This window comes from Klebsiella sp. SWET4 (genome assembly GCF_024296565.1).
Classification (GTDB): domain Bacteria; phylum Pseudomonadota; class Gammaproteobacteria; order Enterobacterales; family Enterobacteriaceae; genus Klebsiella; species Klebsiella variicola.
Genome location: NZ_JANCOB010000005.1, coordinates 111,751 through 136,719 on the forward strand (window position 1 = coordinate 111,751; position 24,969 = coordinate 136,719).

Annotated in this window: 23 protein-coding genes; 10 read left to right on the forward strand and 13 right to left on the reverse strand. The window is 56.6% G+C overall.

Annotation, left to right across the window (positions count from 1 at the left end):
* Positions 1 to 72: 72 nt before the first annotated feature.
* Positions 73 to 852, reverse strand: coding sequence for a pyruvate dehydrogenase complex transcriptional repressor PdhR (pdhR, locus tag NKJ21_RS13725; RefSeq protein WP_002888699.1), 780 nt, complete (start codon positions 850 to 852; stop codon positions 73 to 75).
* A gap of 644 nt (positions 853 to 1,496) precedes the next feature.
* On the opposite strand from pdhR, the gene aroP reads away from it, so the two are divergent.
* The 3 genes from aroP to NKJ21_RS13740 all read left to right on the forward strand — a co-directional run bounded on the left by aroP (position 1,497) and on the right by NKJ21_RS13740 (position 5,408).
* On the forward strand, positions 1,497 to 2,867 hold the full coding sequence (gene aroP / locus NKJ21_RS13730) for an aromatic amino acid transporter AroP (protein WP_008807413.1): 1,371 nt from the start codon (positions 1,497 to 1,499) through the stop codon (positions 2,865 to 2,867).
* 184 nt (positions 2,868 to 3,051) lie between these two features.
* Positions 3,052 to 4,458, forward strand: a complete 1,407-nt coding sequence (locus NKJ21_RS13735; protein ID WP_008807414.1) for a glycoside-pentoside-hexuronide (GPH):cation symporter — start codon at positions 3,052 to 3,054, stop codon at positions 4,456 to 4,458.
* Positions 4,458 to 5,408, forward strand: coding sequence for a family 43 glycosylhydrolase (locus NKJ21_RS13740; RefSeq protein WP_022066122.1), 951 nt, complete (start codon positions 4,458 to 4,460; stop codon positions 5,406 to 5,408). Before NKJ21_RS13735 ends, NKJ21_RS13740 begins: the two co-directional genes overlap by 1 nt.
* 119 nt (positions 5,409 to 5,527) lie before the next feature.
* On the opposite strand, the gene ampE is transcribed toward NKJ21_RS13740, so the two are convergent.
* Positions 5,528 to 6,382 carry a beta-lactamase regulator AmpE gene (gene ampE / locus NKJ21_RS13745; RefSeq protein WP_012542846.1) on the reverse strand — a complete coding sequence of 285 codons (855 nt, stop codon included), beginning with the start codon at positions 6,380 to 6,382 and terminating at the stop codon, positions 5,528 to 5,530.
* On the reverse strand, positions 6,379 to 6,942 hold the full coding sequence (ampD, locus tag NKJ21_RS13750) for a 1,6-anhydro-N-acetylmuramyl-L-alanine amidase AmpD (RefSeq protein ID WP_008807417.1): 564 nt from the start codon (positions 6,940 to 6,942) through the stop codon (positions 6,379 to 6,381). Before ampD ends, ampE begins: the two co-directional genes overlap by 4 nt.
* Before the next feature lie 133 nt (positions 6,943 to 7,075).
* On the opposite strand from ampD, the gene nadC reads away from it, so the two are divergent.
* The 4 genes from nadC (at position 7,076) to hofC (ending at position 11,173) form a co-directional block, all read left to right on the forward strand.
* Complete coding sequence (gene nadC / locus NKJ21_RS13755) at positions 7,076 to 7,969, forward strand: carboxylating nicotinate-nucleotide diphosphorylase (protein WP_002888684.1); 894 nt, start codon at positions 7,076 to 7,078, stop codon at positions 7,967 to 7,969.
* Between the two features lie 181 nt (positions 7,970 to 8,150).
* A complete protein-coding gene (gene ppdD, locus NKJ21_RS13760) occupies positions 8,151 to 8,582 on the forward strand; it encodes a prepilin peptidase-dependent pilin (RefSeq protein ID WP_008807418.1) in 432 nt (143 codons plus the stop codon).
* A 10-nt stretch (positions 8,583 to 8,592) separates the two neighbouring features.
* Positions 8,593 to 9,978, forward strand: a complete 1,386-nt coding sequence (gspE, locus tag NKJ21_RS13765; protein ID WP_254732945.1) for a type II secretion system protein GspE — start codon at positions 8,593 to 8,595, stop codon at positions 9,976 to 9,978.
* Complete coding sequence (gene hofC, locus NKJ21_RS13770) at positions 9,968 to 11,173, forward strand: protein transport protein HofC (protein WP_117112554.1); 1,206 nt, start codon at positions 9,968 to 9,970, stop codon at positions 11,171 to 11,173. The genes gspE and hofC overlap by 11 nt, the downstream gene beginning before the upstream one ends.
* 36 nt (positions 11,174 to 11,209) lie before the next feature.
* Here the strand turns inward: hofC and NKJ21_RS13775 are convergent, their stop codons facing one another.
* A complete protein-coding gene (locus NKJ21_RS13775; RefSeq protein WP_022066125.1) occupies positions 11,210 to 12,253 on the reverse strand; it encodes a GMP reductase in 1,044 nt (347 codons plus the stop codon).
* A gap of 343 nt (positions 12,254 to 12,596) precedes the next feature.
* On the opposite strand from NKJ21_RS13775, the gene coaE reads away from it, so the two are divergent.
* The 3 genes from coaE to yacG are packed head-to-tail and all read left to right on the forward strand — an operon-like array spanning position 12,597 to position 14,164.
* Positions 12,597 to 13,217, forward strand: a complete 621-nt coding sequence (gene coaE, locus NKJ21_RS13780; RefSeq protein ID WP_008807423.1) for a dephospho-CoA kinase — start codon at positions 12,597 to 12,599, stop codon at positions 13,215 to 13,217.
* Positions 13,217 to 13,960, forward strand: coding sequence for a cell division protein ZapD (zapD, locus tag NKJ21_RS13785; protein WP_023322067.1), 744 nt, complete (start codon positions 13,217 to 13,219; stop codon positions 13,958 to 13,960). Before coaE ends, zapD begins: the two co-directional genes overlap by 1 nt.
* Before the next feature lie 9 nt (positions 13,961 to 13,969).
* Complete coding sequence (yacG, locus tag NKJ21_RS13790; RefSeq protein WP_008807425.1) at positions 13,970 to 14,164, forward strand: DNA gyrase inhibitor YacG; 195 nt, start codon at positions 13,970 to 13,972, stop codon at positions 14,162 to 14,164.
* A gap of 52 nt (positions 14,165 to 14,216) precedes the next feature.
* Here yacG and mutT read toward each other — a convergent pair whose 3' ends face one another.
* The 9 genes from mutT to murC form a co-directional block, all read right to left on the reverse strand.
* On the reverse strand, positions 14,217 to 14,609 hold the full coding sequence (mutT, locus tag NKJ21_RS13795) for an 8-oxo-dGTP diphosphatase MutT (protein ID WP_012968936.1): 393 nt from the start codon (positions 14,607 to 14,609) through the stop codon (positions 14,217 to 14,219).
* 57 nt (positions 14,610 to 14,666) lie between these two features.
* Positions 14,667 to 17,372, reverse strand: a complete 2,706-nt coding sequence (secA, locus tag NKJ21_RS13800) for a preprotein translocase subunit SecA (protein WP_008807427.1) — start codon at positions 17,370 to 17,372, stop codon at positions 14,667 to 14,669.
* 62 nt (positions 17,373 to 17,434) lie between these two features.
* Positions 17,435 to 17,932 carry a secA translation cis-regulator SecM gene (gene secM, locus NKJ21_RS13805; protein ID WP_049245540.1) on the reverse strand — a complete coding sequence of 166 codons (498 nt, stop codon included), beginning with the start codon at positions 17,930 to 17,932 and terminating at the stop codon, positions 17,435 to 17,437.
* Between the two features lie 323 nt (positions 17,933 to 18,255).
* Positions 18,256 to 19,173 carry a UDP-3-O-acyl-N-acetylglucosamine deacetylase gene (gene lpxC / locus NKJ21_RS13810; RefSeq protein ID WP_002888632.1) on the reverse strand — a complete coding sequence of 306 codons (918 nt, stop codon included), beginning with the start codon at positions 19,171 to 19,173 and terminating at the stop codon, positions 18,256 to 18,258.
* A gap of 100 nt (positions 19,174 to 19,273) precedes the next feature.
* Complete coding sequence (gene ftsZ, locus NKJ21_RS13815) at positions 19,274 to 20,425, reverse strand: cell division protein FtsZ (protein WP_002888628.1); 1,152 nt, start codon at positions 20,423 to 20,425, stop codon at positions 19,274 to 19,276.
* 62 nt (positions 20,426 to 20,487) lie between these two features.
* The gene (gene ftsA, locus NKJ21_RS13820) at positions 20,488 to 21,750 is read right to left on the reverse strand and encodes a cell division protein FtsA (protein WP_004204343.1); all 1,263 of its coding nucleotides are present in this window, start codon (positions 21,748 to 21,750) and stop codon (positions 20,488 to 20,490) included.
* Positions 21,747 to 22,577, reverse strand: a complete 831-nt coding sequence (gene ftsQ, locus NKJ21_RS13825; RefSeq protein ID WP_008807429.1) for a cell division protein FtsQ — start codon at positions 22,575 to 22,577, stop codon at positions 21,747 to 21,749. The genes ftsA and ftsQ overlap by 4 nt, the downstream gene beginning before the upstream one ends.
* Before the next feature lies 1 nt (position 22,578).
* A complete protein-coding gene (locus tag NKJ21_RS13830; RefSeq protein WP_008807430.1) occupies positions 22,579 to 23,499 on the reverse strand; it encodes a D-alanine--D-alanine ligase in 921 nt (306 codons plus the stop codon).
* The gene (murC, locus tag NKJ21_RS13835) at positions 23,492 to 24,967 is read right to left on the reverse strand and encodes a UDP-N-acetylmuramate--L-alanine ligase (RefSeq protein ID WP_008807431.1); all 1,476 of its coding nucleotides are present in this window, start codon (positions 24,965 to 24,967) and stop codon (positions 23,492 to 23,494) included. The genes NKJ21_RS13830 and murC overlap by 8 nt, the downstream gene beginning before the upstream one ends.
* Positions 24,968 to 24,969 lie beyond the last annotated feature (2 nt).

Sequence of the window (24,969 nt, forward strand, 5' to 3'; positions counted from 1 at the left end):
CTTCACCTTTGAACAACCAAAAATTCAATAAGACAGGTTCTGCGTTTAGTTGCCGCGCTCTAAAAATGGCGCTTAAGAACCGGAGTTCTCGTCCTTTCGTTGCTGTAAACGACGCAGTGAGCGCTCTCTACGACTCTGCTCACGGCTACGGTCCAGCAAAATTTCCTCAATGAACGCCAGGTGACGGTGCGACGCCTCACGCGCCTGCTCCGGCTCCCCGGCCATTATCGCCTCGAAAATGCGAGTACGATGGTTGCTGACCAACGGGAGCATTTCCCGGCGGGCATACAGCAATTCAAAGTTCTGACGAACGTTTTGTGCCAGCATCGGCTCCATACACCTTAGCAGATGGAGCAAAACCACATTGTGTGCCGCCTCGGTGACGGCGATTTGATACTGGACGACGGCGCCGGACTCAGCGTCCAGATCGCCCGACTGCTGCGCCCGTTCAATGGCCTGATGCAGCTCGCGGATACGATCGCGATCTTCATCATTGCTGCGCAGCGCCGCGTAATAAGCCGCGATGCCTTCCAGCGCGTGACGGGTCTCAAGCAGATCGAATTGGGATTCAGGGTGATCGGACAGCAGCTCGACCAGCGGATCGCTGAAGCTCTGCCACAGGCGGCTCTGAACAAACGTTCCACCTCCCTGACGACGAAGCAACAAGCCCTTAGCTTCGAGGCGTTGAATCGCCTCACGCAGCGAGGGGCGGGAAACGTCGAACTGCTTAGCCAGTTCGCGTTCGGGCGGAAGTTTTTCACCGGGGCGCAAGGTCCCCTCAAGGATCAGAAACTCCAGCTGCTGCTCTATCACATCGGATAATTTTGGTTGGCGGATTTTGCTGTAGGCCATATTCCCTGTCTCTGCCATTAGCCCGGAGTCAATTGGTCTTACCAATTTAAAGTTCGTAGCGCTAAAGTAACAAAGTATTCACCTTCTGTCCATACAGGTTTTGATTGAAATCAGTAAACCGCGGACATTTTAACAACCTTACAGAAATAACATTTCAGAAATGTAACCTTGCACAAATGTTACGTTTACTCACAAAGGGGTAGCGTTAACTTTATGGAAACGAAAAATTACGCTATCTGAACCGATTCAACTGCGCCATAGATGAATAAAAAATCAAATTAACAGAATAAATAACCACTCATGGGTAATGCGATGGAATAATACTGAATGTGTCTATTGATGTCTTTTTAGACACATCGTCATCATCCCTTCATAAAGCAGGTGCATTCGGTCGCGCTTAACACTATTCTCCCTCAGACGAAAGGCCTTTTTTTGAATTACCACACCGCCTTCCGTAAACAAAACAATACAGAAACGGAAGTCGCTAAATACACAAACACAACAATATGTGCGCGGCATCACTCAGGTAAAAAGTGGGCCACTTCGCCCAAATTTTCGCTGGCTATGCTTTCTGGCAGGGACAGCAGAGCAGCAGCAACCTGACGGATGACGTACACAAAAAATAACCACACACGAGGTTTCATATGGAAGGTCAACAGCACGGCGATCGGCTGAAGCGCGGCCTGAAAAACCGCCACATTCAGCTTATCGCGCTGGGCGGGGCTATCGGCACCGGCCTGTTTCTGGGAAGCGCGTCCGTCATTCAGTCCGCCGGCCCGGGTATCATTCTTGGTTACGCTATCGCCGGCTTTATCGCCTTTCTGATCATGCGTCAGTTGGGTGAGATGGTGGTGGAAGAGCCGGTAGCAGGTTCGTTTAGCCACTTCGCATATAAATACTGGGGCGGCTTTGCCGGCTTCGCTTCCGGCTGGAACTACTGGGTGCTGTATGTCCTGGTGGCCATGGCGGAACTCACCGCCGTCGGCAAATATATCCAGTTCTGGTGGCCGGAAATCCCGACCTGGGCCTCTGCGGCGGTCTTCTTCATCGCTATCAACGCCATTAACCTGACCAACGTGAAAGTGTTCGGGGAAATGGAGTTCTGGTTCGCGATTATCAAAGTGGTCGCCGTGGTGGCGATGATTCTGTTCGGCGGCTGGCTGCTGTTCAGCGGCAACGGCGGCCCGCAGGCGACGGTACGTAACCTGTGGGATCAGGGTGGCTTCCTGCCGCACGGCTTTACCGGACTGGTAATGATGATGGCGATCATCATGTTCTCCTTCGGCGGTCTGGAGCTGGTGGGGATCACCGCGGCGGAAGCGGATAATCCGGAGCAAAGCATTCCGAAAGCCACCAACCAGGTTATCTACCGTATCCTGATCTTCTATGTTGGCTCGCTGGCGGTGCTGCTCTCCCTGCTGCCGTGGACCCGCGTGACCGCGGACACCAGCCCATTCGTCCTGATTTTCCATGAGCTTGGCGATACGCTGGTGGCAAATGCCCTTAACGTCGTGGTGCTGACGGCGGCTCTGTCGGTTTATAACAGCTGCGTCTACTGCAACAGCCGTATGCTGTTCGGCCTTGCCCAGCAGGGTAACGCGCCGAAAGCGCTGCTCAGCGTCGACAAACGCGGCGTGCCGGTGAATACCATCCTCGTCTCGGCCCTGGTGACCGCGCTGTGCGTACTGATAAACTACCTGGCGCCGGAATCCGCCTTCGGCCTGTTGATGGCGCTGGTGGTCTCGGCCCTGGTTATCAACTGGGCGATGATCAGCCTGGCGCATATGAAATTCCGTCGCGCCAAACAGCAGCAGGGGGTCACCACTCGCTTCCCTGCCCTCTTCTACCCGCTGGGTAACTGGGTGTGCCTGCTGTTTATGGCGGCAGTGCTGGTGATTATGCTGATGACCCCGGGGATGGCGATTTCCGTTTGGCTGATCCCGGTATGGATTGCGGTGCTGGGCGTGGGCTATCTGTTTAAACAGAAAGCCGCCGCCACCATAAAAGCACAATAATACATCTCATAAATATTTCTCTTTGCTCTGCGCCCCTCCCTGAATAACGGGCGCAGAGCATTGTTATCTGCTTCACACTTTCCCCTCCATAGCTGATATATCCATATCGTTAACGAGTTCCTGCAACGTATTTCCCTCGATAGCAGCCAATAATTCTCTCCATACTGCAACGGAGAGACCGCACATGGCAGACAATAGACTATCAATAAAGGAAAAGATTGGTTACGGGATGGGTGATGCCGGATGCAATATCATATTTGGCGCCATCATGCTGTTTGTTAACTATTTTTATACCGATATCTTCGGCCTGGCGCCGGCGCTGGTCGGCGTACTGCTGTTGTCGGTGCGCGTCATCGATGCGGTGACCGATCCGATTATGGGCGCCCTTGCCGACCGTACCCGCAGTAAATATGGCCGCTTTCGTCCATGGCTACTGTGGATTGCCTTCCCCTACGCCCTGTTCAGCGTGCTGATGTTCACTACTCCTGAGTGGACCTATAACAGCAAAGTTATCTATGCGTTCGTGACCTACTTTCTGCTGTCGGTGACCTATACCGCGATTAACATCCCCTACTGCTCGCTGGGAACGGTGATGACCGCTGATCCGAAAGAACGCGTTGCCTGCCAGTCCTATCGTTTTGTGATGGTGGGTATCGCCACGCTGCTGCTGTCATTGACGCTGCTGCCAATGGCCGACTGGTTCGGCGGCGCCGATAAAGCGAAGGGCTACCAGATGGCGATGACCGTGCTGGCCTTTATCGGCATGTGTATGTTCCTGTTCTGCTTCGCTACCGTGCGTGAACGCATACACCCGGCGGTGCAGACGAATGATGAACTGAAAAAAGACCTCAAAGACGTGTGGAAAAATGACCAGTGGGTGCGCATCCTGCTGCTCACGCTGTGCAACGTCTGCCCGGGCTTTATTCGCATGGCCGCCACCATGTATTACGTCACCTGGGTGATGGGACAAAGCACCCATTTTGCCACCCTGTTTATCAGCCTCGGCGTGGTCGGGATGATGATTGGCAGCATGCTGGCGAAAGTCCTCACCGACCGCTGGTGCAAACTGCAGGTTTTCTTCTGGACCAACATCGTGCTGGCGATTTTCTCCTGCGCCTTCTATTTCTTTAATCCGCACGCCACCACGCTGATTATGGTGCTCTACTTCCTGCTCAACATCCTGCATCAGATCCCCTCTCCGCTGCACTGGTCGCTGATGTCCGACGTTGACGACTATGGCGAGTGGAAAACCGGTAAGCGCATCACCGGCATTAGCTTCTCCGGTAATCTGTTCTTCCTCAAGGTCGGCCTGGCGGTCGCCGGAGCAATGGTAGGTTTCCTGCTGTCATGGTACGGCTACGACGCCGGCGCGAAAGCGCAAAGCGCCTCCGCCCTCAACGGCATCGTGCTCCTATTCTCGGTCATCCCCGGCGTCGGCTATCTGATCACCGCCGGCGTGGTGCGCCTGCTGAAGGTTGACCGCACCCTGATGCGCCAGATTCAAAGCGATTTAGAGAAGCGCCGCAGCAACTACAGCGAGCTGAACGAATACCAGGAACTGAAAACCAGTGAACACGTAAGGAAAGCCTGATGAACAACTGGCCAAACCCCTTTATTGAACAGCGCGCAGACCCCTTTATTCTGCGCCACCTTAATCACTACTACTTTATTGCCTCGGTACCGGAATATGACCGGCTGGAGATCCGGCGCGCGGCCACCCTTGAAGGATTGCGCGATGCTGAGCCGGTAGTGGTCTGGCGCGCGCCGCAAAGCGGGCCGATGAGCCAGCTGATTTGGGCGCCGGAGCTGCATGAAATAGACGGTAAGTGGTATATCTATTTTGCCGCCACCCATACTCACGATCTGGATGCGCTGGGGATGTTCCAGCATCGCATGTTCGTTCTCGAGTGCGCCGACAACGATCCGCTGACCGGTCGCTGGCAGGAAAAAGGCCAGGTGGTCACGCCTTTCGATACCTTCGCCCTCGATGCCACTACTTTTATCCATCAGGGCAAACGCTGGTATCTGTGGGCGCAAAAATCCCCGCATATCGAAGGCAACTCAAACTTATATCTTGCTGAAATGGCCAACCCGTGGACGCTAAAAGGCGAGCCGGTCATGCTGAGCAAGCCGGAGTTCGACTGGGAGTGCCGGGGATTTAAGGTCAACGAAGGTCCTGCGGTGCTGGTGCATGGCGATAAGCTGTTCATCAGCTATTCCGCCAGCGCCACCGATGAAAACTACTGCATGGGGTTACTCTGGATCGATCTGCAGGCCGATCCGCTGCAGCCGACGAACTGGCATAAAGCCCCGCAGCCGGTCTTTCGTACCAGCTATGAAAACCGCCAGTATGGCCCGGGCCATAATAGTTTTACCCAAACGCCGGAAGGGGAAGATGTGCTGGTGTATCACGCGCGGAATTACACCGAGATAGAAGGCGATCCACTGTATGACCCCAATCGCCATACGCGGTTAAAACTCGTCAGCTGGAGGGAGGACGGGATGCCCGACTTCGGCATCCCGCCGGCGGATACGCTGTAGCGGTTCGGAATGAAGCCCGCTGACGCGGTTCTGCAGGCCGGGTCAGGCGAAGCCGCCACCCGGCAGCAAGAGTCCCGCAGGTGCATGCATCGTGGCAGGCTGAACGCGGGCTCAGGCCGTTAAACCAGGGTGCCGTAAATCGTCAGCAGCGCCATGATCACCACCACCACCAGCGAGGTTTTCTTGGCCATCGACACCGCGGCCTTCGGGGTCGCCACTTTATCCACGTGCGGTTCACGAGCCAGGGAATACTGCGCCAGGCGGGTCAATACCTGATACTGCGATGAATGGCGGTCGCCTAACGATGCAAACCACGCCGGGAGCGCTTTCTCTCCATGCCCCACCAGAGCATAGACAACCCCCACCAGACGCACCGGCAGCCAGTCCACGATATGCAAGAGACCATCGATCCCAGACTGCAAACGGTGATGCGGCGTCTGGTAGCGCGCCAGCCACGTCTGCCAGGCGCGCAGTACGCTGTAAGCGATAAGCGTCAGCGGCCCCCACGCGCCCCCCACCACAAACCAGAAAAGCGGCGCCAGGTAATATCGATAGTTAATCCACAGCAGCGCATTTTGCAGCTCACTCAGATATTCACGCTCATCGCAGCCCGGCGGTACGCCGTGGATCAGCGTCAGCTCGCTGGCCATGGCATCGCAGGCGCGACTGTCATTGCGCGACGCCGCTTTCAGATAGGCATGATAATGCAGCCGAACCTTGCCTGCCCCGATGCACAACAGGCCCAGCAAGATCCAGAACACCAGCAGAGGTACGTTAAATAGCTGCCCCTGCAGCAGGCGCTGAATGAGATACACCACCGCGACAGCCACCACCGTCATCAGCAGCGTGCCCAGCAGCGAAAAATGTTTTATCCGGCGGAACACCACCTCCAGCCGATGATCAAGCTGCCAGTGTTCGCCCAGCTTAAACAGCCGTTCGGCGATAAGCACCAGCAGCGTCGTAAACAGCGTCATGATGTCTCCTTATCTGACGGCGCACTGAGTAGCGCCCGGAATTTTATCCAGTCAAAGGCCGGTCCTGGATCGGTTTTCCGCACGGGCGCGATATCGCTGTGGCCCGCGATGTTTTCGGCGATAGCCGGGTAAATTGTGATCAGTAGTTCCGTCACCGCCGCCAGCTGCTGGTACTGCGCATCGGTATACGCCAGGGTATCCGTGCCTTCCAGCTCAATGCCAATGGAAAAGTCATTGCAGCGTTCTCGCCCCTGATAGCAGGAGACCCCCGCATGCCACGCACGCTTATCGAAAGGCACATACTGCACGATTTCGCCATCACGGCGAATCAGACAATGTGCCGAAACGCGCAGATGAGCAATCTCGGCAAAGAAAGGATGCGCATGGGGATCCAGGGTGCCAGTGAACAGCGCATCAATCCACGGACCACCAAATTCACCCGGTGGCAGGCTAATGTTATGCACCACCAGTAAGGAAGGGGCTTCTTCATCCGGACGGCAGTCATGGTGCGGCGAGGGAACCCGACGCGCGCCGACCAGCCATCCCTCGTTCAACTGCATGCGGGATCTCCTTTCGCGAACTCATGCTTCCGGGCCACACGCCGGCCCAAAGGATGAAGTGTGTATGGTACTGAAACGTCGTTCAGGTTAGCATGTTTCCCACTTCTGAATCTTATCTATCTGGAGCTTTATCATGTCGCCTCGTCGTTACAACCCCGACCGCCGCCGTGACGTGCTGCTGGAACGTATTAACCTCGATATTACCGATGCTGTCGCACACTCCCTGCGGGAAGATTTGGGCGGCGAAGTCGACGCCAACAACGATATTAGCGCGCAATTATTGCCGCAGGATGCACGCTCCCATGCGGTGGTCATTACCCGCGAAGATGGCGTCTTCTGTGGCAAACGCTGGGTGGAAGAGGTCTTTATTCAGCTCGCCGGTGACGACGTGAATATCACCTGGCACGTGGCCGACGGCGATGCGGTCAAAGCCGACCAGCCGCTGTTCGAGCTGGAAGGCCCGTCGCGTATTCTGCTCACCGGCGAACGCACGGCGCTGAACTTTGTGCAAACTCTCTCCGGTGTCGCCAGCGTCGTCCGTCGCTACGTCGACCTGCTGGCCGGCACCAAAACCCAACTTCTGGATACCCGTAAAACGCTGCCAGGGCTGCGTACCGCGCTGAAATACGCGGTACTCTGCGGCGGCGGCGCCAACCACCGCCTGGGCCTGTTCGACGCTTTCCTGATTAAAGAAAACCATATCATCGCCTCCGGCTCGATCCGTCAGGCGGTGGAAAAGGCGTTCTGGCTACATCCTGATGTGCCGGTGGAAGTGGAAGTGGAAACCCTGGATGAGCTGGAGCAGGCGTTAAAAGCCGGGGCGGACATCATTATGCTCGATAACTTCACCACCGACCTGATGCGCGAGGCGGTGAAAATCACTGCAGGCCAGGCGGCTCTGGAGGTCTCCGGTAACGTCACCTTCGACACCATCCGCGAATTTGCCGACACCGGCGTCGACTATATCTCCGTCGGCGCCCTGACCAAACATGTGCAGGCGCTCGACCTGTCGATGCGTTTTCGCTAAGCAATTGGCCTTCACGCTGCCGGGCGTGAGGGCCTGAATTTGCGAGCCGACTCGCAGCCGTTCATGCCCACCATGTAAGCAAAGTAAAAACCCTGGAATCTGGTTTCCCGGATCGTTTTCGCCTCCTCGCCTGGTATCCCAAATCCCGTCACAGTGCTCCAGTCACAACAAGGAGCGACTTATGGATAAACAACGTGGTTTCACCCTGATTGAACTGATGGTGGTCATTGGGATCATCGCTATTCTCAGCGCCATCGGCATCCCGGCCTACCAGAACTACCTGCGTAAAGCCGCCCTCACCGACCTGCTGCAGACCTTTGTCCCCTATCGGACGGCCATCGAACTTTGCGCGCTCGATCATGGCGGCCTGACGGTATGCGACGGCGGCAGCAACGGCATTCCCTCGCCGACAACCACTCGCTATCTCTCCGCCATGAGCGTGGCCAAAGGGGTCGTCACCCTCACCGGCCAGGAAAGCCTGAACGGACTGGGCGTCACCCTGACGCCGACCTGGGATAACGCCGAGGGCGTCACTGGCTGGCAGCGCGTCTGCACTATCACCGGCAACAGCGCCCTTCAGCAGGCCTGCGAAGACGTCTTCCGGGTGAAGTAAGGGCAAACACATGAAAACAGAACAGCTGATCCCTCTCTGTCGCCGCTATCACGCCATGTTGCTGCATAGCGACGAGCAGACGATATCCATTGCGGTGGTCGATACCCCACCAACAGAGCTGATGGAGGCGCTGCGCTTCGCGACGCAAAAGCGAATCGATATTGAATGCTGGAGCCAGGAACAGATGGACAAGCGTCTGCAGGCCCAGGAAAAGCAGGCGCAACTGGCGCAAAACGCGGGGCCAGAGAATATCGCCGAACGGGTCAACCAGATCCTCGAACAGGCTCTGCGTCAGCGGGCGTCCGATATTCATATCGAACCCACGGAAACGCATTTACGCATCCGCCTGCGGGTCGATGGCGTCCTCCATGCCCTGCCGTTGCTGGCCCCCGAGCTGGCGGCACCGATTATCGCGCGACTCAAGGTCATGGCCAGTCTCGATATCGCCGAGCATCGTTTACCACAGGATGGTCAGTTCGCGCTGAACCTCAGCGGACGACCGCTCTCCTTTCGCATCGCCACTCTACCCTGCCGCTATGGCGAAAAAATTGTCCTGCGTCTTCTGCATCAGGTTGACCAGGCCCTGGATCTGGAGGCCCTCGGACTCTCCTCTTCCCAGCTGGCGGCTTTTCGCCAGGCGCTTAATCAGCCGCAGGGTCTACTGCTGGTCACCGGCCCGACCGGAAGCGGTAAAACGGTGACCCTCTACAGCGCCCTGCAGGCCAGAAACCGGGAGCAAGTGAACATCTGTAGCGTCGAGGATCCGCTGGAGATCCCCATCGCCGGGATGAATCAGACGCAAATTAATCCGCGTTCCGGGCTCACCTTTCACAGCGTACTCCGAGCCCTGTTACGCCAGGATCCGGATATTGTCATGGTAGGCGAGATTCGTGACGCCGAGACCGCTGAAATAGCCCTGAAAGCCGCCCAGACCGGCCATCTGGTGCTTTCCACCCTGCACACCAACTCCACCAGCGAAACCCTCACCCGCCTGCAGCAGATGGGCATCGCCCGCTGGATGATATCTTCAGCGCTCTCGCTGGTTATCGCCCAGCGCCTGGTCCGCAAGCTGTGCCCCCACTGTCGGCGCAATGTCGGTAGCGCCGCCGACCTGCCGCACAGCCTGTGGCCACGCCCGCTGCCGCGCTGGCAGGCGGCTGGCTGCGAACACTGTTATCACGGTTATCACGGCAGGCTGGCGCTGTTTGAGGTCATGCCTGTCACCCCCGGGTTACGCCAGGGAATAGTCCAGGGGCTGAATGCCATTGAGATTGAATCTCTGGCGCGAGCCGCGGGGATGATGACGCTTTTTGAAAGCGGTTGTCAGGCTATCGAACAGGGGCTGACCAGCCTTGAAGAGGTGGTGCGGGTGCTGGGGATCCCCCATGGCGACTAAGCGTCTCTGGCGCTGGCGCGGTATCGATGCGCACGGCGCCCCTTGCCAGGGGATGCTATGGCAAGCCAGTCGTCTGGAGGTGCTGCACGACCTTCAGCAGCAGCGCGTCATGCCGCTGGCCGTGCGCCGCTGTGCAGTGAAGCTGAATCTCTGGCACCCACGCTACAGTAGCGAAACGATCCGTCAGCTCGCCACCCTGCTGCAGGCCGGCCTGCCGCTGGCGGACGGTTTATCTCTGCTGGCGCAGCAGCAACCACACCCGCAATGGCAAGCGCTGCTTGAGTCCCTGGGCCGCGAACTGGCTCAGGGTGTAGCTTTCACTACCGCGCTGGCGCAGTGGCCGCAAGCCTTTCCGCCGCTTTATCTGGCGATGATTAGCACCGGCGAACTGACAGGCAAGCTTGATATCTGCTGCCTGCAGCTGGCCAACCAACAGCAGGAGCAGCAGCGGCTCGCCGGCAAGGTCAAAAAAGCGCTGCGTTACCCGCTGATCGTACTCGCCCTGGCGCTGCTGGTGGTGCTGGGAATGCTCTATTTTGTCCTGCCCGAGTTCACCGCCATCTACCAGACGTTCAGTACGCCGCTGCCGCTGTTGACGCGGATGGTCGTTGCGGCAGGCGACATGCTAAGTCGCGGCTGGCCGCTACTGCTGGCCCTTTTCCTGAGCCCGCTGCTGCTCAACCAGCTGGTCCGGCGGCGTAGCGACTGGTTGCTGCGTCGCCAGCGATTGCTGAACGCGCTCCCTCTCATCGGCCCCCTGATCGGCGGCCAACAGCTGAGCCTGATCTTTACCATCCTGGCGTTAACCCAAAGCGCCGGTATTAGCTTTCTGCAGGGTTTGCAAAGTGTTGAAGCAACTCTGTCGTGCCCACTCTGGCGCCAGCGCCTGGCGCAAGCCCGTACGCTGATAGCCCAGGGGGAACCGATTTGGCAGGCGTTAAGCCGGTGCGGCGGTTTTACTCCGCTGTGCCTGCAGCTCATCCGTACGGGTGAAAGCGCGGGGGCGCTGGATCAAATGCTGGAAAATCTGGCGCACCATCATCGAGAGCAAACGCATCAGCGAGCCGACAGTCTGGCTGCGCATCTCGAACCCATCATGCTGGTGATAACCGGTTCACTGGTCGGCATTCTGGTGGTGGCGATGTATTTGCCCGTTTTTCATCTGGGCGATGCCATTGGCGGGGCGGGAGGGTGAGAAACGCTGGCGCAGCACAGGCGCCAGCGAAGCCGCTTACAGGCTATTGAATATCCGGTTCTCTTGTTCCTGAACGCGGATAAAGGTCGTCCGTTTGGTCAGCTCTTTCAGACGCGACGCGCCAACATAGGTGCAGGCTGAACGCAGGCCGCCAAGGATATCGCGAGCAGTATTATCCACCGGGCCACGCAGCGGTAGCTTAACGGTTTTACCTTCCGCCGCGCGGTATTTCGCGACACCGCCAACATGGCGCGTCATCGCCGACTCGGAGCTCATGCCATAGAACAGCATGAATTTTTCCCCGTTCTCTTCAACGATGGTTCCGCCGCTCTCTTCATGGCCCGCCAGCATGCCGCCGAGCATCACGAAATCGGCGCCGCCGCCGAAAGCTTTCGCCACATCACCCGGCATGGTGCATCCCCCGTCGCTGATGATCTGGCCGCCCAGGCCGTGCGCCGCATCAGCGCACTCGATCACGGCGGAGAGCTGCGGATAGCCGACGCCAGTTTTGACGCGGGTAGTGCAGACGGAACCCGGGCCAATCCCGACTTTCACAATATCGGCGCCAGAGAGGATCAGCTCTTCGCACATTTCACCAGTGACCACGTTTCCGGCGATAATGGTTTTCTGCGGCCAGGCTTCACGAGCTTTCGCCACAAACTGCACGAAGTGCTCAGAGTAGCCGTTAGCCACGTCGATGCACACAAATTTCAGTTGCGGATTCTGAGAGAGGATCTGTTGCGTCTTTTCGAAATCCGCATCGGAAGTGCCGGTGGAAACCATCACATGCTTGAGGACGTCTGCGGACGCGCCCTGTACAAACGCCTGCCATTCCTCAACGGTGTAGTGCTTGTGTACCGCGGTCAGAATACCAAAAGTGGCCAGTGCTTGCGCCATACTGAAGGTGCCGACGGTATCCATGTTGGCCGCAATAATTGGCACACCGGACCAGGTCTGGCCTGAATGTTTGAAAGTGAATTCACGTTCCAGCTCAACATCAGAACGGCTTTTGAGAGTAGAGCGTTTCGGGCGGATAAGAACGTCTTTGAAACCAAGCTTCAGATCTTCTTCAATACGCATGTGCGAATTCCTGGGGTTAATTGCATTATTGTGAGAGCACAACTCCAGTGACGTTATCATACGCACGAATCAGGCCTGCGCAAGACTGCGATTTTCACTTTTTTTACGCTACAATCGTATAAATTTACCTGGTGAATGGAGAAAAAAGCGCTTATGCCTTTCCTCGCCAGCGTATTATTTTTAACCATTTGATTTGCTTGATTAAAAGAAACAGAATAGCGGGCGGCGATCCCGGTTGGCACGTGACTATCACGACATGATCACTATCACCTCTCCGACGTGCGGCCAGTCATCGCTGTCTGAATGCAAAAAATACGAGCAATCCGTTTCAGGGTCAGAAGATATGGGGTACACAGTCGCGTTAACAGGTGGGATCGGCAGCGGTAAAAGCACGGTCGCAGACGCCTTCGCGCAGCTCGGGGTTAACGTTGTTGATGCCGATGTTATCGCCCGCCAGGTGGTCGAACCTGGCACCCCAGCGCTCCAGGCCATCGCCGGCCACTTTGGGTCGCAGATGATTGCCCCCGACGGCACGCTGAACCGCCGCCTGCTGCGGGAAAAAATTTTTGCTCACGTGGAGGATAAAGCCTGGCTTAACGCGCTGTTGCATCCGCTGATCCAGCAGGAAACGCGCCGCCAGATGCAGGCTGCTACCTCCCCTTATCTCCTCTGGGTCGTACCTTTGCTGGTCGAAAACCGCCTGTCCGGTCAGGCCGATCGCGTACTGGTCGTCGATGTGCCAAAAGAAACGCAGATCGAACGCACCATGCTGCGTGACAAGGTCAGCCGCGAACATGCTGAACATATTCTTGCCGCTCAGGCCACGCGCGAGCAGCGCCTGGCCGTCGCGGACGATGTTATTGAAAACACTGGCACGCCGGATGCAGTGGCATCGGATGTTGCCCGCCTGCACGAAAAGTATTTAATGCTGGCATCGCAGGCCGCCTCACAGGAAAACTCGTAATGCATACCCCCGTTCTGTTTGAACATCCCCTTAATGAGAAAATGCGTACCTGGCTGCGCATCGAATTTCTGATCCAGCAAATGGCTTTCCATCCGATGATTGCCACTCATGCCGATGCGCTCCATTTTTTCCGTAACGCCGGCGATCTGTTGGATGTGCTGGAGCGTGGCGAGGTGCGTACCGACCTGGTTAAAGAACTGGAGCGCCAGCAGCGCAAGCTCCAGTCCTGGGCTGAAGTACCGGGCGTCGATCAGGAGCGCATTAACGAACTACGCCAGCAGCTGAAGCAATCCTCCAGCACCCTGATGGCCGCGCCGCGTATTGGCCAGTTTCTGCGTGAAGATCGCCTGATTGCGCTGGTGCGTCAGCGCCTGAGTATTCCAGGCGGCTGCTGCAGCTTCGATTTACCGACCCTGCATATCTGGCTCCATATGCCACAGGCGCATCGGGATGAGCAGGTGGCCAACTGGCTCGCCAGCCTCGATCCGCTGATCCAGTCCCTGAACCTGATCCTCGACCTGATCCGTAACTCTGCGCTGTTTCGCAAACAGACTAGCCTCAACGGCTTTTACCAGGATAATGGCGAAGATGCCGATCTGCTACGTCTGCGTCTCGATCTGGCTCACCAGCTGTATCCGCAGATCTCCGGCCATAAGAGCCGTTTCGCTATTCGTTTCCTGCCGCTGGACAGTGAGTATGGGATCGTGCCGGAGCGCTTTGATTTTGAACTGGCCTGCTGCTAAGGAGATAACATGTCTGAAGAGACCATCGTCAACTGCCCGACCTGCGGCAAAAACGTGGTGTGGGGCGAGCAGAGTCCCTTTCGTCCATTCTGCAGCAAGCGCTGTCAGCTGATCGATCTGGGAGAATGGGCCGCAGAAGAGAAACGCATCCCCAGTGCGGGCGATCTCTCCGACAGCGATGACTGGAGCGAGCAGCAGCCCTGATTTACCGGCACGCTAACCCGATAATTATCGGGTTAGCGTTGTAGCTTGACGCTCAGCCCAGGCCGATAAGTTTGTTGATAACCGGTTCATTCGCCGGGGGGAACGCCTCTGGATCCAGTGTCTGACCCGCCATCCACCGTCCCGGTTGCCCTTCTTTACCCCATGGCTCGCCTTGCCAACTTTCCACAAGGAAAAACCACAGCGTTATATGGCGGTCAGGGAACTGATACTCCAGCTTATCAAATAGCGTTGCAGACCTTACCGTAATTCCAACCTCTTCCTGCAGCTCGCGAATTAGCGCCTGCTCCGGCGTCTCATCAGATTCAATCTTCCCGCCCGGGAACTCCAGCTTATTCGCCATATGGGCATCAGCGGCGCGCTGGGTAATAAAGATTTCGCCTTGCGGATTGCGAATTATCCCGACGGCGATTTGCAGTTTTTTCATTGAATCAGCTCCATAAAAAAGGCGCAGAACTCTGCGCCTTTGTTTTTTTATCAGGCCTTAGCTCAGACGGCCGTGGCACTGTTTATATTTTTTACCGGAACCGCACGGACAGGGATCGTTACGCCCCACTTTACGCTCGCCGGTTTGTGCCGCCAGATCCTCGGCAGCGGCCTCATCATCGCTCTGATGGCTGAGCTGCTGCATCTGCGCCAGGCGCTCGGCTTCTTCACGACGCTGTTGCTCCATCGCTTCGACTTCTTCCGGCATACGCACCTGGACTTTGCTCAGGGTGCTAATCACTTCATACTTCAGTGACTCCAGCATCGCAGCAAACATAGAGAACGATTCGCGCTTGTACTCCTGCTTCGGATCTTTCTGCGCATAGCCACGCAGATGGATACCCTGACGCAGATAGTCCATCGCTGCCAGGTGCTCTTTCCACAGGGAGTCCAGGGTCTGCAGCATCACGCCTTTCTCAAAGTGACGCATCATCTCGGCACCGACCACTTCTTCTTTACGCTGGTAGGTTTCTACCGCGCTCTGCAGAATACGTTCACGCAGGGTCTCTTCATGCAGCTCCGGCTCTTTATCCAGCCACTCTTTGATCGGCAGCTCGAGGTCGAAGTCGTTTTTCAGACGCTCCTGCAGGCCTTCAATATCCCACATCTCTTCCAGCGACTGCGGCGGAATATGCGCATCGATAGTCGCTTTAAAGACGTCTTCGCGGATGCTGTTGATGGTTTCGCTGACATCAGACACGTCCAGCAGTTCGTTACGCTGAGTGTAGATCGCGCGGCGCTGGTCGTTGGCCACATCATCATATTCCAGCAGCTGCTTACGAATATCGAAGTTACGGCTTTCCACTTTACGCTGAGCGTTGGCGATAGCCTTAGTTACCCACGGGTGCTCGATGGCTTCACCCGGCTTCATCCCCAGTTTGCGCATCATGCCGGACACACGATCGGAGGCGAAGATACGCATCAGAGCATCTTCCATCGACAGGTAGAAGCGAGACGAACCGGCATCACCCTGACGACCCGCACGGCCACGCAGCTGGTTATCGATACGGCGTGATTCATGACGCTCAGTACCGATAATGTGTAGACCGCCTGCGGCCAGAACCGCATCATGGCGCACCTGCCAGTCCGCTTTGATTTTTTCAATCTGTTCCGGCGTCGGATTTTCCAGCGCGGCGACTTCCGCCTGCCAGCTACCGCCGAGCATAATATCGGTACCACGACCCGCCATGTTGGTGGCAATGGTCACCGCTGCCGGATAACCCGCCTGGGCGACGATATCCGCTTCGCTGGCGTGGAACTTGGCGTTCAGTACGTTGTGCTTGATGCCGGCTTTGGTCAGCTCGCGCGAAACTACTTCGGATTTTTCGATCGAGATAGTCCCCACCAGCACCGGCTGGCCGGCAGCGGTGCGGGTTTTAATATCTTCGATAATCGCCTGAATTTTTTCCGCTTCGGTCATATAGACCAGATCCGCCATGTCCTTACGGATCATCGGACGGTTGGTCGGCACGACAACGGTATCCAGCTTATAGATAGAGCTGAATTCGAAGGCTTCGGTATCCGCTGTACCGGTCATCCCCGCCAGTTTCTCGTACAGGCGGAAGTAGTTCTGGAAGGTGATAGAGGCCAGCGTCTGGTTCTCGTTCTGGATCTCCACGCCTTCTTTGGCTTCTACCGCCTGGTGCAGACCATCGGACCAACGGCGGCCTTGCATCGTACGGCCAGTGTGCTCATCGACGATGATAACTTCGCCATCTTTAACGATGTAGTCAACGTCGCGGGTGAACAACGCATGGGCGCGCAGCGCGGCGGTCACATGGTGCATCAGCATGATGTTGGTCGGGGAGTACAGCGACTCACCTTCTTCCATAATGCCTTCCTGCACCAGCAGCTCTTCGATGAGCACCAGACCGCGTTCGGTCAGGTTAACCTGGCGGGCTTTCTCATCAACAGAGAAGTGGCCTTCACCGGTAAAGGTATCCGAATCCTCTTTTTCCTGACGGATCAGATGCGGGATGATTTTGTTTACCTTACGGTACATTTCAGAGCTGTCTTCCGCCGGACCGGAAATGATCAGCGGGGTACGCGCTTCGTCGATCAGGATGGAGTCCACCTCATCCACCAGCGCATAGTGCAGTTTACGTTGAACGCGCTCTTCCGGGCTGAAGGCCATGTTGTCGCGCAGATAGTCGAAGCCGTATTCGTTGTTGGTGCCGTAGGTAATATCGGCAGCGTAGGCTTCACGCTTCGCCGGCGCCGGCAGACCGGACATATTGATGCCCACGCTCATACCAAGGAATTCGAACAGCGGACGGTTGTTTTCGGCGTCACGCTGCGCCAGATAGTCGTTGACGGTCACCACGTGGACGCCTTTACCGGTCAGCGCGTTGAGGTACGCCGGCAGGGTCGCGGTCAGCGTTTTACCTTCACCAGTACGCATCTCGGCGATGCAGCGATCGTTAAGCACCATACCGCCCAGCAGCTGGACGTCGAAGTGGCGCATGCCGAACACACGCTTACTGGCTTCGCGAACGACGGCAAAGGCTTCCGGGATCAGGTTTTCCAGCACTTCGCCTTTTTCCAGGCGCGCGCGGAATTCAGCAGTTTTCGCTTTCAGCTCGTCATCAGAGAGTTTTTCCATCGCCGGTTCCATACCGTTGATGATATTGACAACTTTGCGCATACGACGCAGCGTACGGTCGTTACGGCTGCCGAAAACCTTAGTTAACATTTTAATAAGCATAATAAAATCTCAAACGCCCCGCGGTGCGGAGTCACAAAAAATAGGATGGTCCGTGGTTATTTTCAGCTGAGACGTTGAGGTCCTGCGCGGATCCCCGCCACCTGGCTAATCCAGGCGCTCACGCGGAAGGCAGAATATGAGGAAGAGATGTAAGCCACCTGGCGGATCACCACCGGCGGCGTGCTGTCCTGGGTCAGCAGCGCGCTGAGCGTATCAAGCAGCGCCAGATGTTGGGCCTGCAGCGGGGAAGTTTCTTCCGCCACCGGCAATGCCTGTGGCGCCATCGCGAAGGAGAGATGACGAATAACGGTGCGAATGGCGTGCTGATGCCAGTAGTCGACGGTAAAGTTCGGCCGACGATTACTCTCCAGCAGCGCCAGCTGAGAGAAGTTAACTTTGCTCGGATTATGGTTGCTGGACGTTGCCTTCGCCGGCGTCGCAGTTTCGTGGCTGTTGCTAAGCGCAGGCAGGCCGAAGCTGGCCGCGACCATCCCCAACAGGAGATGCGGCCAAAAATACCGTCTGCCAAACTGTCGCCAGCGCGTCAGCAATCCACTCACTTTCATTACCTTTCGTTGGTATACCCGTCGTCGTTCAGGCTGCCTCTTAATTAGCGTTTTTTGCAGGACACCCTGACATCCACGGGGTAAAGCAACCCGGAGAAATAATTTTGCGCTCAAATACTAACATTATTACCGCGCTGAGGCAGCATGAATGAAGGCGATTGCCCGGGGAAAACGCTTAATAAAACAGCGAACGCGCGCTAATTATTGCCCGACAATCACTGCGAAAAATAACTGGAAGGGGTTATAAAAGAAAAACGACTGGTTCCCTGGTCGGAGAGAGTACCAGGTTACCAGTCGAATTTACTGAATGGTCAGGCTTACGCCAGAACCATCGACGGTGCGCGGAACGCCATAGGCAGTTTTGCGTCGTCTTCGAAGGTCACATACTCCCAGGCTTCCTGTTTTGCCAGGACCGCCTGCAGCAGTTTGTTATTCAACGCGTGACCCGATTTGTACGCCGTGAATGCGCCGATAATGTTGTGACCACACATAAACAGGTCACCGATCGCATCCAGCATTTTGTGGCGAACAAATTCGTCTTCAAAGCGCAGACCGTCTTCGTTCAGTACGCGATAATCGTCAACAACGATGGCACAATCGAAGCTGCCGCCCAGGCACAGGCCGCGGGACTGCAGATATTCGATATCGCGCATGAAACCGAAGGTACGCGCACGGCTAATCTGACGCATGAACGCATCGGCCGAGAAGTTCAGCGTATAGCGCTGGGTGCTGGCATCAATCGCCGGATGGTTAAAATCGATGGTGAAATCCAGCGAAAAACCATTGTACGGTTTGAATTCAGCCCATTTGTCGCCATCTTCGACGCGAACCGTCTCTTTGATACGAACAAATTTCTTGGCGCAGTTCAGTTCATCGATGCCGGCGTCCAGCAACAGATAAACGAACGGAGCCGCACTGCCGTCCATAATCGGGATTTCCGGCGCATCGACTTCAACAATAATGTTGTCGATACCCAAGCCAGCCAATGCGGCGTTCAGGTGTTCAACCGTAGAAATCCGCACGTCATGCTCATTAACCAGGCAAGTACAGAGCATGGTATCACGCACAGATTTGGCATCAGCCGGAAAATCTACCGGTGGATTCAAGTCGGTGCGACGATAGATGACCCCGGTATTTGCCGGCGCAGGGCGTAACGTCAGTGTGACTTTCTTGCCGGTATGCAAACCGACACCAGTCGCCTGAACGATACGTTTAAGAGTCCTTTGTTTGATCATCGTATAATCTCGCCAATTTACCTATCCAACCGAAGTGTACACCACTATCGGGAGGCCAGTTTAGCACAAAGAGCGCAGATGCCCAACTTCCAGTCGATTCTTAATCGGCTTGCTTACGCAGGAAGGCTGGGATATCCAGATAATCCGGCTCTTTCGCGGTTTGCGGCGTATTGTCGTTCACCACTTTTGCTGCCGGCTTCTGCTCTTGCGTCAGCGGCGACATACCGTGCTGCTGGTAGCGATCCATCACCGGCTGCTGAACCTGTTTGTTGGTCACCAGGGTAATTTCCGGACGCTTGTCCATGCCGATACCAGTCGCCACCACGGTCACGCGCAGCTCGTCGTTCATATCCGGGTCCAGAGAAGTACCGATAACTACGGTCGCGTTATCCGACGCAAAGGCACGGATGGTGTTACCCACGGTTTCGAACTCATCCAGACGCAGGTCGAAGCCCGCAGTGATGTTAACCAGTACGCCGCGCGCGCCGGACAGGTCGATATCTTCCAGCAGCGGAGAAGAGATAGCCATTTCAGCCGCTTCTTCCGCACGGTCTTCACCACTCGCCACGCCGGAGCCCATCATCGCGTAGCCCATTTCTGACATCACGGTACGGACGTCCGCGAAGTCGACGTTCATCAGGCCCGGACGCGTAATCAGTTCGGCGATACCCTGCACCGCGCCTTTCAGTACATCGTTTGCCGCGCCGAACGCGTCGAGCAGAGAAATACCACGGCCGAGTACTTTCAGCAGCTTGTCGTTCGGGATGGTGATCAGTGAGTCAACGTGCTTGGACAGCTCGGTGATCCCCTGCTCAGCAAACGCCATGCGCTTCTTGCCTTCGAAATTAAACGGCTTCGTGACCACCGCAACGGTGAGGATACCCAGATCCTTCGCCACTTCCGCAACCACTGGCGCCGCACCGGTACCGGTACCGCCGCCCATACCTGCCGCGATGAACACCATGTCTGCGCCATCAAGGGCCGCACGCAGCGCTTCGCGGTCTTCGTCCGCCGCATTGCGGCCGACTTCCGGGTTCGCGCCCGCACCCAGACCTTTGGTAATACCGCTACCAATCTGGATAGTCTGGCCAACAGCCGTTTTACGCAGCGCCTGCGCATCGGTGTTCACCGCGAAGAATTCAACACCCTCAATGCGCTCGCGCACCATGTGTTCAACGGCGTTACCGCCGCCGCCACCGACGCCGATGACTTTAATCACCGCGTCGTTGGTCAGTTCCATAGGTTCAAACATAGTTTCTCTCCGTCTTGTGCCTGTCGCCTGAGAACGCTAATTGTCTGCGTTCTCTTAAAAAATTAAAACTCTTTTCGCAGCCAGCTGTTGAGTCGTTTAATCCACGAACCCACTGACGCCGTCACGCGTTTTTCGACTTCCGCTTCACCACTGAGATGTGACTCTTTGCCGTAGTGCAGCAGCCCAACCGCCGTCGAATAATACGGCTCCTGAGCGTAATCCGTTAAACCTGTAATGTTCAGTGGCGCGCCAATGCGCACCTGGGTATGGAACACCCGCTGCGCGCAGGCCGCCAGGCCTTCAATTTGCGCCGCGCCGCCGGTTAACACAATCCCTGCCGCCAGATGATGTTTGACACCCTGCTGGCGGAGCTGTTCCTGCAGCTGCAGGATCTCTTCGTTGACCAGATTAAGCAGCTCGGTATAACGCGGTTCAATCACCTCTGCCAGCGTCTGACGCTGCAGGCTGCGCGGCGGACGTCCGCCTACGCTCGGGACTTCGACGTTTTCGTCTTTACCGACGATGGAACCTAATGCGCAACCGTGACGAACCTTAATCGCTTCGGCATCGCTCGGCGGCGTACCAAAGGCATAGGCGATATCGCTGGTCACCACGTTCCCGGCGTACGGGATCACTTTGGTGTGACGCAATGCGCCGCCGGTGTAGACGGCGATATCCATTGTACCACCGCCGATGTCCACGACGCAGACGCCCAGCTCACGTTCGTCTTCTGTTAATACCGAATAACTGGCCGCTAACCCGGCGAAAATAAGTTGGTCAACTTTCAGACCGCAACGTTCCACCGCTTTAACAATGTTTTTCGCCATATCGTTATGGCAGGTAATCAGATGCACCTTCGCCTGCATACGCACACCAGACAGCCCTACCGGATTTTTAATCCCTTCCTGGTAGTCGATGGCATATTCCTGCGGAATCACGTGCAGGACGCGATGTTCATCGCGGACGCGAACCGACTTCGCGGTGTGGACCACGTTCTCAACGTCATCCAGCGTCACTTCTTCTTCCGAAATCGGTACCATCCCGATTTCATTCTGACAGCTTATATGTTTACCCGAAAGTGCCAAATAAACTGATGAAATCTGGCAATCCGCCATCAGTTCGGCCTGGTCGATGGCGCGCTGTACGCATTTCACCACCGACTCGAGGTCGTTCACACCGCCTTTATCCATACCACGTGATGGGCAACTGCCCACGCCGATGATATTAATCATGCCGTCGGGCAGAACTTCCCCTACTAAAGCGGCCACCTTAGCGGTGCCAATCTCCAGTCCAACTACCAGTTTTCTGTCCGTCGCCTTGATCATTGTTGTTCTGCCTGTGCCTGATTCTGTTGTTGATTAGTTTCCTCTACGGGAGCAGGTACCCAGCCCACTGCCGCACCCGAGTCATAACGCAAATCAACGTAGCTAATCCGTTTGCCGTCGGTCTGCGCCTGCTGCTGGAGAACCGGGTAGAGTTCCATAAAGCGCTGAAGCCGTTTCATGGTATCGCCACGGCCAAGGTTGAGCTTAATGTCATTATTAAGCGTCAACTGCCAGGAGCGACGGGCGGTCATCGCCGCCACTTTCAACGTGAATTTATCCTTTGCCAGCACCTGCCCCATGTCACGATACCCTTGCAGCACTTCGTTCTCACTGCCTTCCGGGCCGTATAACATCGGTAAATTCTGTTTGCTGGTGCGATCCGCCGGTACGCTGAAGGCATTTCCTTCTGCATCCACCATATGTTGATCATTCCAGCGCGCAATCGGCACATATTCAACCAGATGAATCTTCAATTCATCGGGCCACTGCTTACGGACGCTCGCCTGCTTAATCCACGGCAAGCGTTCAATTTGACTCTGAATAATGTTCACATCCTGAGTCATGAAAGTACCCGGTGAACCCAACGCCAGAATCGCCTGGCGGATGTCATCATTGCGCGTATAGTGACGCTCGCCGGTCACCACCATCTTCGACAGCGGCAAGCGCTGCGCATCTTCCATCCAGCCAAGAACCATCCACCCGCTGACCAGCACGGTAAACAGCACCGCCAGCAGGAAAACGATCCCTGCCAGCCGCGTTCCATTACTCCGACGCGAAGAAGAAACGTCCTCTTCATGGTTCCGCGTATTCAGCGCAGCCTGCGACATATCACCCCGCCAGGTCCAGAATTCGTACAACAAGCTGGGAGAAGCTCATTCCTGCCTGACGCGCCGCCATCGGTACAAGGCTATGGCTGGTCATGCCCGGGGAAGTATTTGCTTCCAGCAGATAAAACTGGCCATCGCTGTCCAGCATCACGTCAATACGGCCCCAGCCTTTACACCCCAGAACATTCCAGGCTTTAAGCACCAGGCTCTGGATGTCTGACTCACGCGCGGGATCTTCAAATCCAGGGCAGAAATATTGCGTCTCATCAGACAGATACTTCGCCTCATAATCATAGAAGGTTCCCGCGGCCTGGATACGTATTGACGGTAAAATTTCTTCACCGACGATGGCGACGGTAAATTCCGGCCCACTAAGCCATTTTTCGACCAAAACTTCATCATCATGCTGAAAAGCCAGCGCCAATGCACTCGGTAAATCACAGCTTTCGCTGACTTTCGACATCCCGACGCTGGAGCCTTCACGGCTCGGCTTGATGATGACCGGCAGGCCCAGCGCCGCAATCTGTTGTTCAACGGCAGCAGAAAGTCCTGCAGTAAACTGGGCGCGGGTCAGCGCGACCCACGGCGCGACCGGCAATCCCGCCCCCTGCCACAGCCATTTGCTGCGCAGTTTATCCATCGACAGCGCAGAGGCCATCACCCCGCTGCCGGTATAAGGCAACTGGATCAGATCCAGCAGCCCCTGCAATGTGCCATCTTCCCCGCCGCGGCCATGGAGGGCAATAAACGCTTTCTTAAAGCCCAGATTTTTTAACTGGGTAATATCGATGTCGCGCGGGTCGACCGGATGGGCATCCACCCCGCCTTCACGCAGCCCGGCCAGCACCGCGGCGCCTGAATTCAGCGACACTTCACGTTCAGCGGAGGTTCCACCGAAAAGCACCGCGATTTTATCAGCCATGGCGCTCTTCCTCCGTTTTTTGCGGAGCCAGTTTGATTTCAGCCAGGTGACGGGCAATTTTTCCGATATTGCCCGCGCCCTGCACCAGCACTAAATCGTTACCGGTCAGCACCGACGCCAGCATCTCCGCGGCCTGGGCCGGGTCAGAGACCAGGATTGGGTCAACTTTACCGCGACCGCGGATCGTACGGCACAGTGAGCGGCTATCGGCGCCCGGGATCGGCGCTTCGCCCGCCGGATAGACATCCAGCATCAGCAGCGCATCGACCTGGGTCAGCACGTTGGCGAAATCGTCATACAGATCGCGGGTACGGGTATAACGGTGCGGTTGGAACAGCATCACCAGATTTTTATCCGGCCAGCCAGCGCGCGCGGCTTTGATGGTGGCGTCCACTTCCGTCGGGTGGTGGCCGTAGTCATCGATCAGCATCGCGCTGCCCGGCTTGCCGTTGACTTCCGCCAGCGGAAACTCGCCAAGAAAATCAAAGCGGCGTCCGGTTCCCTGGAAACTTTCCAGCGCGCGCAGGATCGCCTGGTCGTCAATTCCCTCTTCCGTCGCCACGGCCACCGCCGCCGCCGCGTTCAGCGCGTTATGGCGACCCGGGGCATTGAGCGTGACCTGCAGGATCTCTTTATCCTGACGCACCAGGCGAAAATGGCCTTGAGCCCCAAGCTGACGGTAGTCCTCGACGCGAACGTCGGCGTCGTCGCTAAAACCGTAGGTGGTGATCTGCCGGCCTACGCGCGGCAGCAGTTCACGAATAACCGGATCGTCCACGCACATCACCGCGCGTCCGTAGAACGGCAGGTTGTGCAGGAAGTTAATAAAGGTCTGCTTCAGATTTTCGAAGTCGCCATGGTAGGTATCCATATGGTCGGCTTCGATGTTGGTCACAATCGCGACCATCGGCTGCAGATGCAGGAACGACGCATCGCTCTCATCCGCTTCCGCAATCAGATAACGGCTATGGCCGAGACGGGCATGCACGCCCGCCGCTTTCACCAGCCCGCCGTTGACGAAGGTCGGGTCGAGCCCGGCTTCGGCGTAAATACTGGACACCATCGCGGTGGTAGTGGTTTTGCCGTGAGTTCCGGCAATCGCAATCCCGTGGCGGAAGCGCATCAGCTCCGCCAGCATTTCCGCACGGCGGATCACCGGAATGCGCGCTTCGTGTGCGGCAACGATTTCCGGGTTATCCGCGGAAATCGCGCTGGAAACGACCACAACGCTGGCATCGCGCACGTTTTCCGGGCGATGGTTGAAATAAATAGTGGCGCCAAGCTGCGACAGCTGTTGGGTCACCGGATTCGGCGCCAGGTCGGAGCCGCTGATCTGGTAACCTTCATTAGCCAACACTTCGGCAATACCGCCCATACCGGCACCGCCGATGCCGACAAAGTGAATGTGCCGGACGCGACGCATCTCGGGCACTATGGAACGCAGTTTTGCCAAATCTTGTGTATTCATTC

What these genes read in the sequence shown, in the direction of transcription:
- pdhR (WP_002888699.1), bottom strand. Translation starts at nt 852, where the DNA reads ATGGCCTACAGCAAAATCCGCCAACCAAAATTATCCGATGTGATAGAG.
- aroP (WP_008807413.1), top strand. Translation starts at nt 1,497, where the DNA reads ATGGAAGGTCAACAGCACGGCGATCGGCTGAAGCGCGGCCTGAAAAAC.
- NKJ21_RS13735 (WP_008807414.1), top strand. Translation starts at nt 3,052, where the DNA reads ATGGCAGACAATAGACTATCAATAAAGGAAAAGATTGGTTACGGGATG.
- NKJ21_RS13740 (WP_022066122.1), top strand. Translation starts at nt 4,458, where the DNA reads ATGAACAACTGGCCAAACCCCTTTATTGAACAGCGCGCAGACCCCTTT.
- ampE (WP_012542846.1), bottom strand. Translation starts at nt 6,382, where the DNA reads ATGACGCTGTTTACGACGCTGCTGGTGCTTATCGCCGAACGGCTGTTT.
- ampD (WP_008807417.1), bottom strand. Translation starts at nt 6,942, where the DNA reads ATGCAGTTGAACGAGGGATGGCTGGTCGGCGCGCGTCGGGTTCCCTCG.
- nadC (WP_002888684.1), top strand. Translation starts at nt 7,076, where the DNA reads ATGTCGCCTCGTCGTTACAACCCCGACCGCCGCCGTGACGTGCTGCTG.
- ppdD (WP_008807418.1), top strand. Translation starts at nt 8,151, where the DNA reads ATGGATAAACAACGTGGTTTCACCCTGATTGAACTGATGGTGGTCATT.
- gspE (WP_254732945.1), top strand. Translation starts at nt 8,593, where the DNA reads ATGAAAACAGAACAGCTGATCCCTCTCTGTCGCCGCTATCACGCCATG.
- hofC (WP_117112554.1), top strand. Translation starts at nt 9,968, where the DNA reads ATGGCGACTAAGCGTCTCTGGCGCTGGCGCGGTATCGATGCGCACGGC.
- NKJ21_RS13775 (WP_022066125.1), bottom strand. Translation starts at nt 12,253, where the DNA reads ATGCGTATTGAAGAAGATCTGAAGCTTGGTTTCAAAGACGTTCTTATC.
- coaE (WP_008807423.1), top strand. Translation starts at nt 12,597, where the DNA reads ATGGGGTACACAGTCGCGTTAACAGGTGGGATCGGCAGCGGTAAAAGC.
- zapD (WP_023322067.1), top strand. Translation starts at nt 13,217, where the DNA reads ATGCATACCCCCGTTCTGTTTGAACATCCCCTTAATGAGAAAATGCGT.
- yacG (WP_008807425.1), top strand. Translation starts at nt 13,970, where the DNA reads ATGTCTGAAGAGACCATCGTCAACTGCCCGACCTGCGGCAAAAACGTG.
- mutT (WP_012968936.1), bottom strand. Translation starts at nt 14,609, where the DNA reads ATGAAAAAACTGCAAATCGCCGTCGGGATAATTCGCAATCCGCAAGGC.
- secA (WP_008807427.1), bottom strand. Translation starts at nt 17,372, where the DNA reads ATGCTTATTAAAATGTTAACTAAGGTTTTCGGCAGCCGTAACGACCGT.
- lpxC (WP_002888632.1), bottom strand. Translation starts at nt 19,173, where the DNA reads ATGATCAAACAAAGGACTCTTAAACGTATCGTTCAGGCGACTGGTGTC.
- ftsZ (WP_002888628.1), bottom strand. Translation starts at nt 20,425, where the DNA reads ATGTTTGAACCTATGGAACTGACCAACGACGCGGTGATTAAAGTCATC.
- ftsA (WP_004204343.1), bottom strand. Translation starts at nt 21,750, where the DNA reads ATGATCAAGGCGACGGACAGAAAACTGGTAGTTGGACTGGAGATTGGC.
- ftsQ (WP_008807429.1), bottom strand. Translation starts at nt 22,577, where the DNA reads ATGTCGCAGGCTGCGCTGAATACGCGGAACCATGAAGAGGACGTTTCT.
- NKJ21_RS13830 (WP_008807430.1), bottom strand. Translation starts at nt 23,499, where the DNA reads ATGGCTGATAAAATCGCGGTGCTTTTCGGTGGAACCTCCGCTGAACGT.
- murC (WP_008807431.1), bottom strand. Translation starts at nt 24,967, where the DNA reads ATGAATACACAAGATTTGGCAAAACTGCGTTCCATAGTGCCCGAGATG.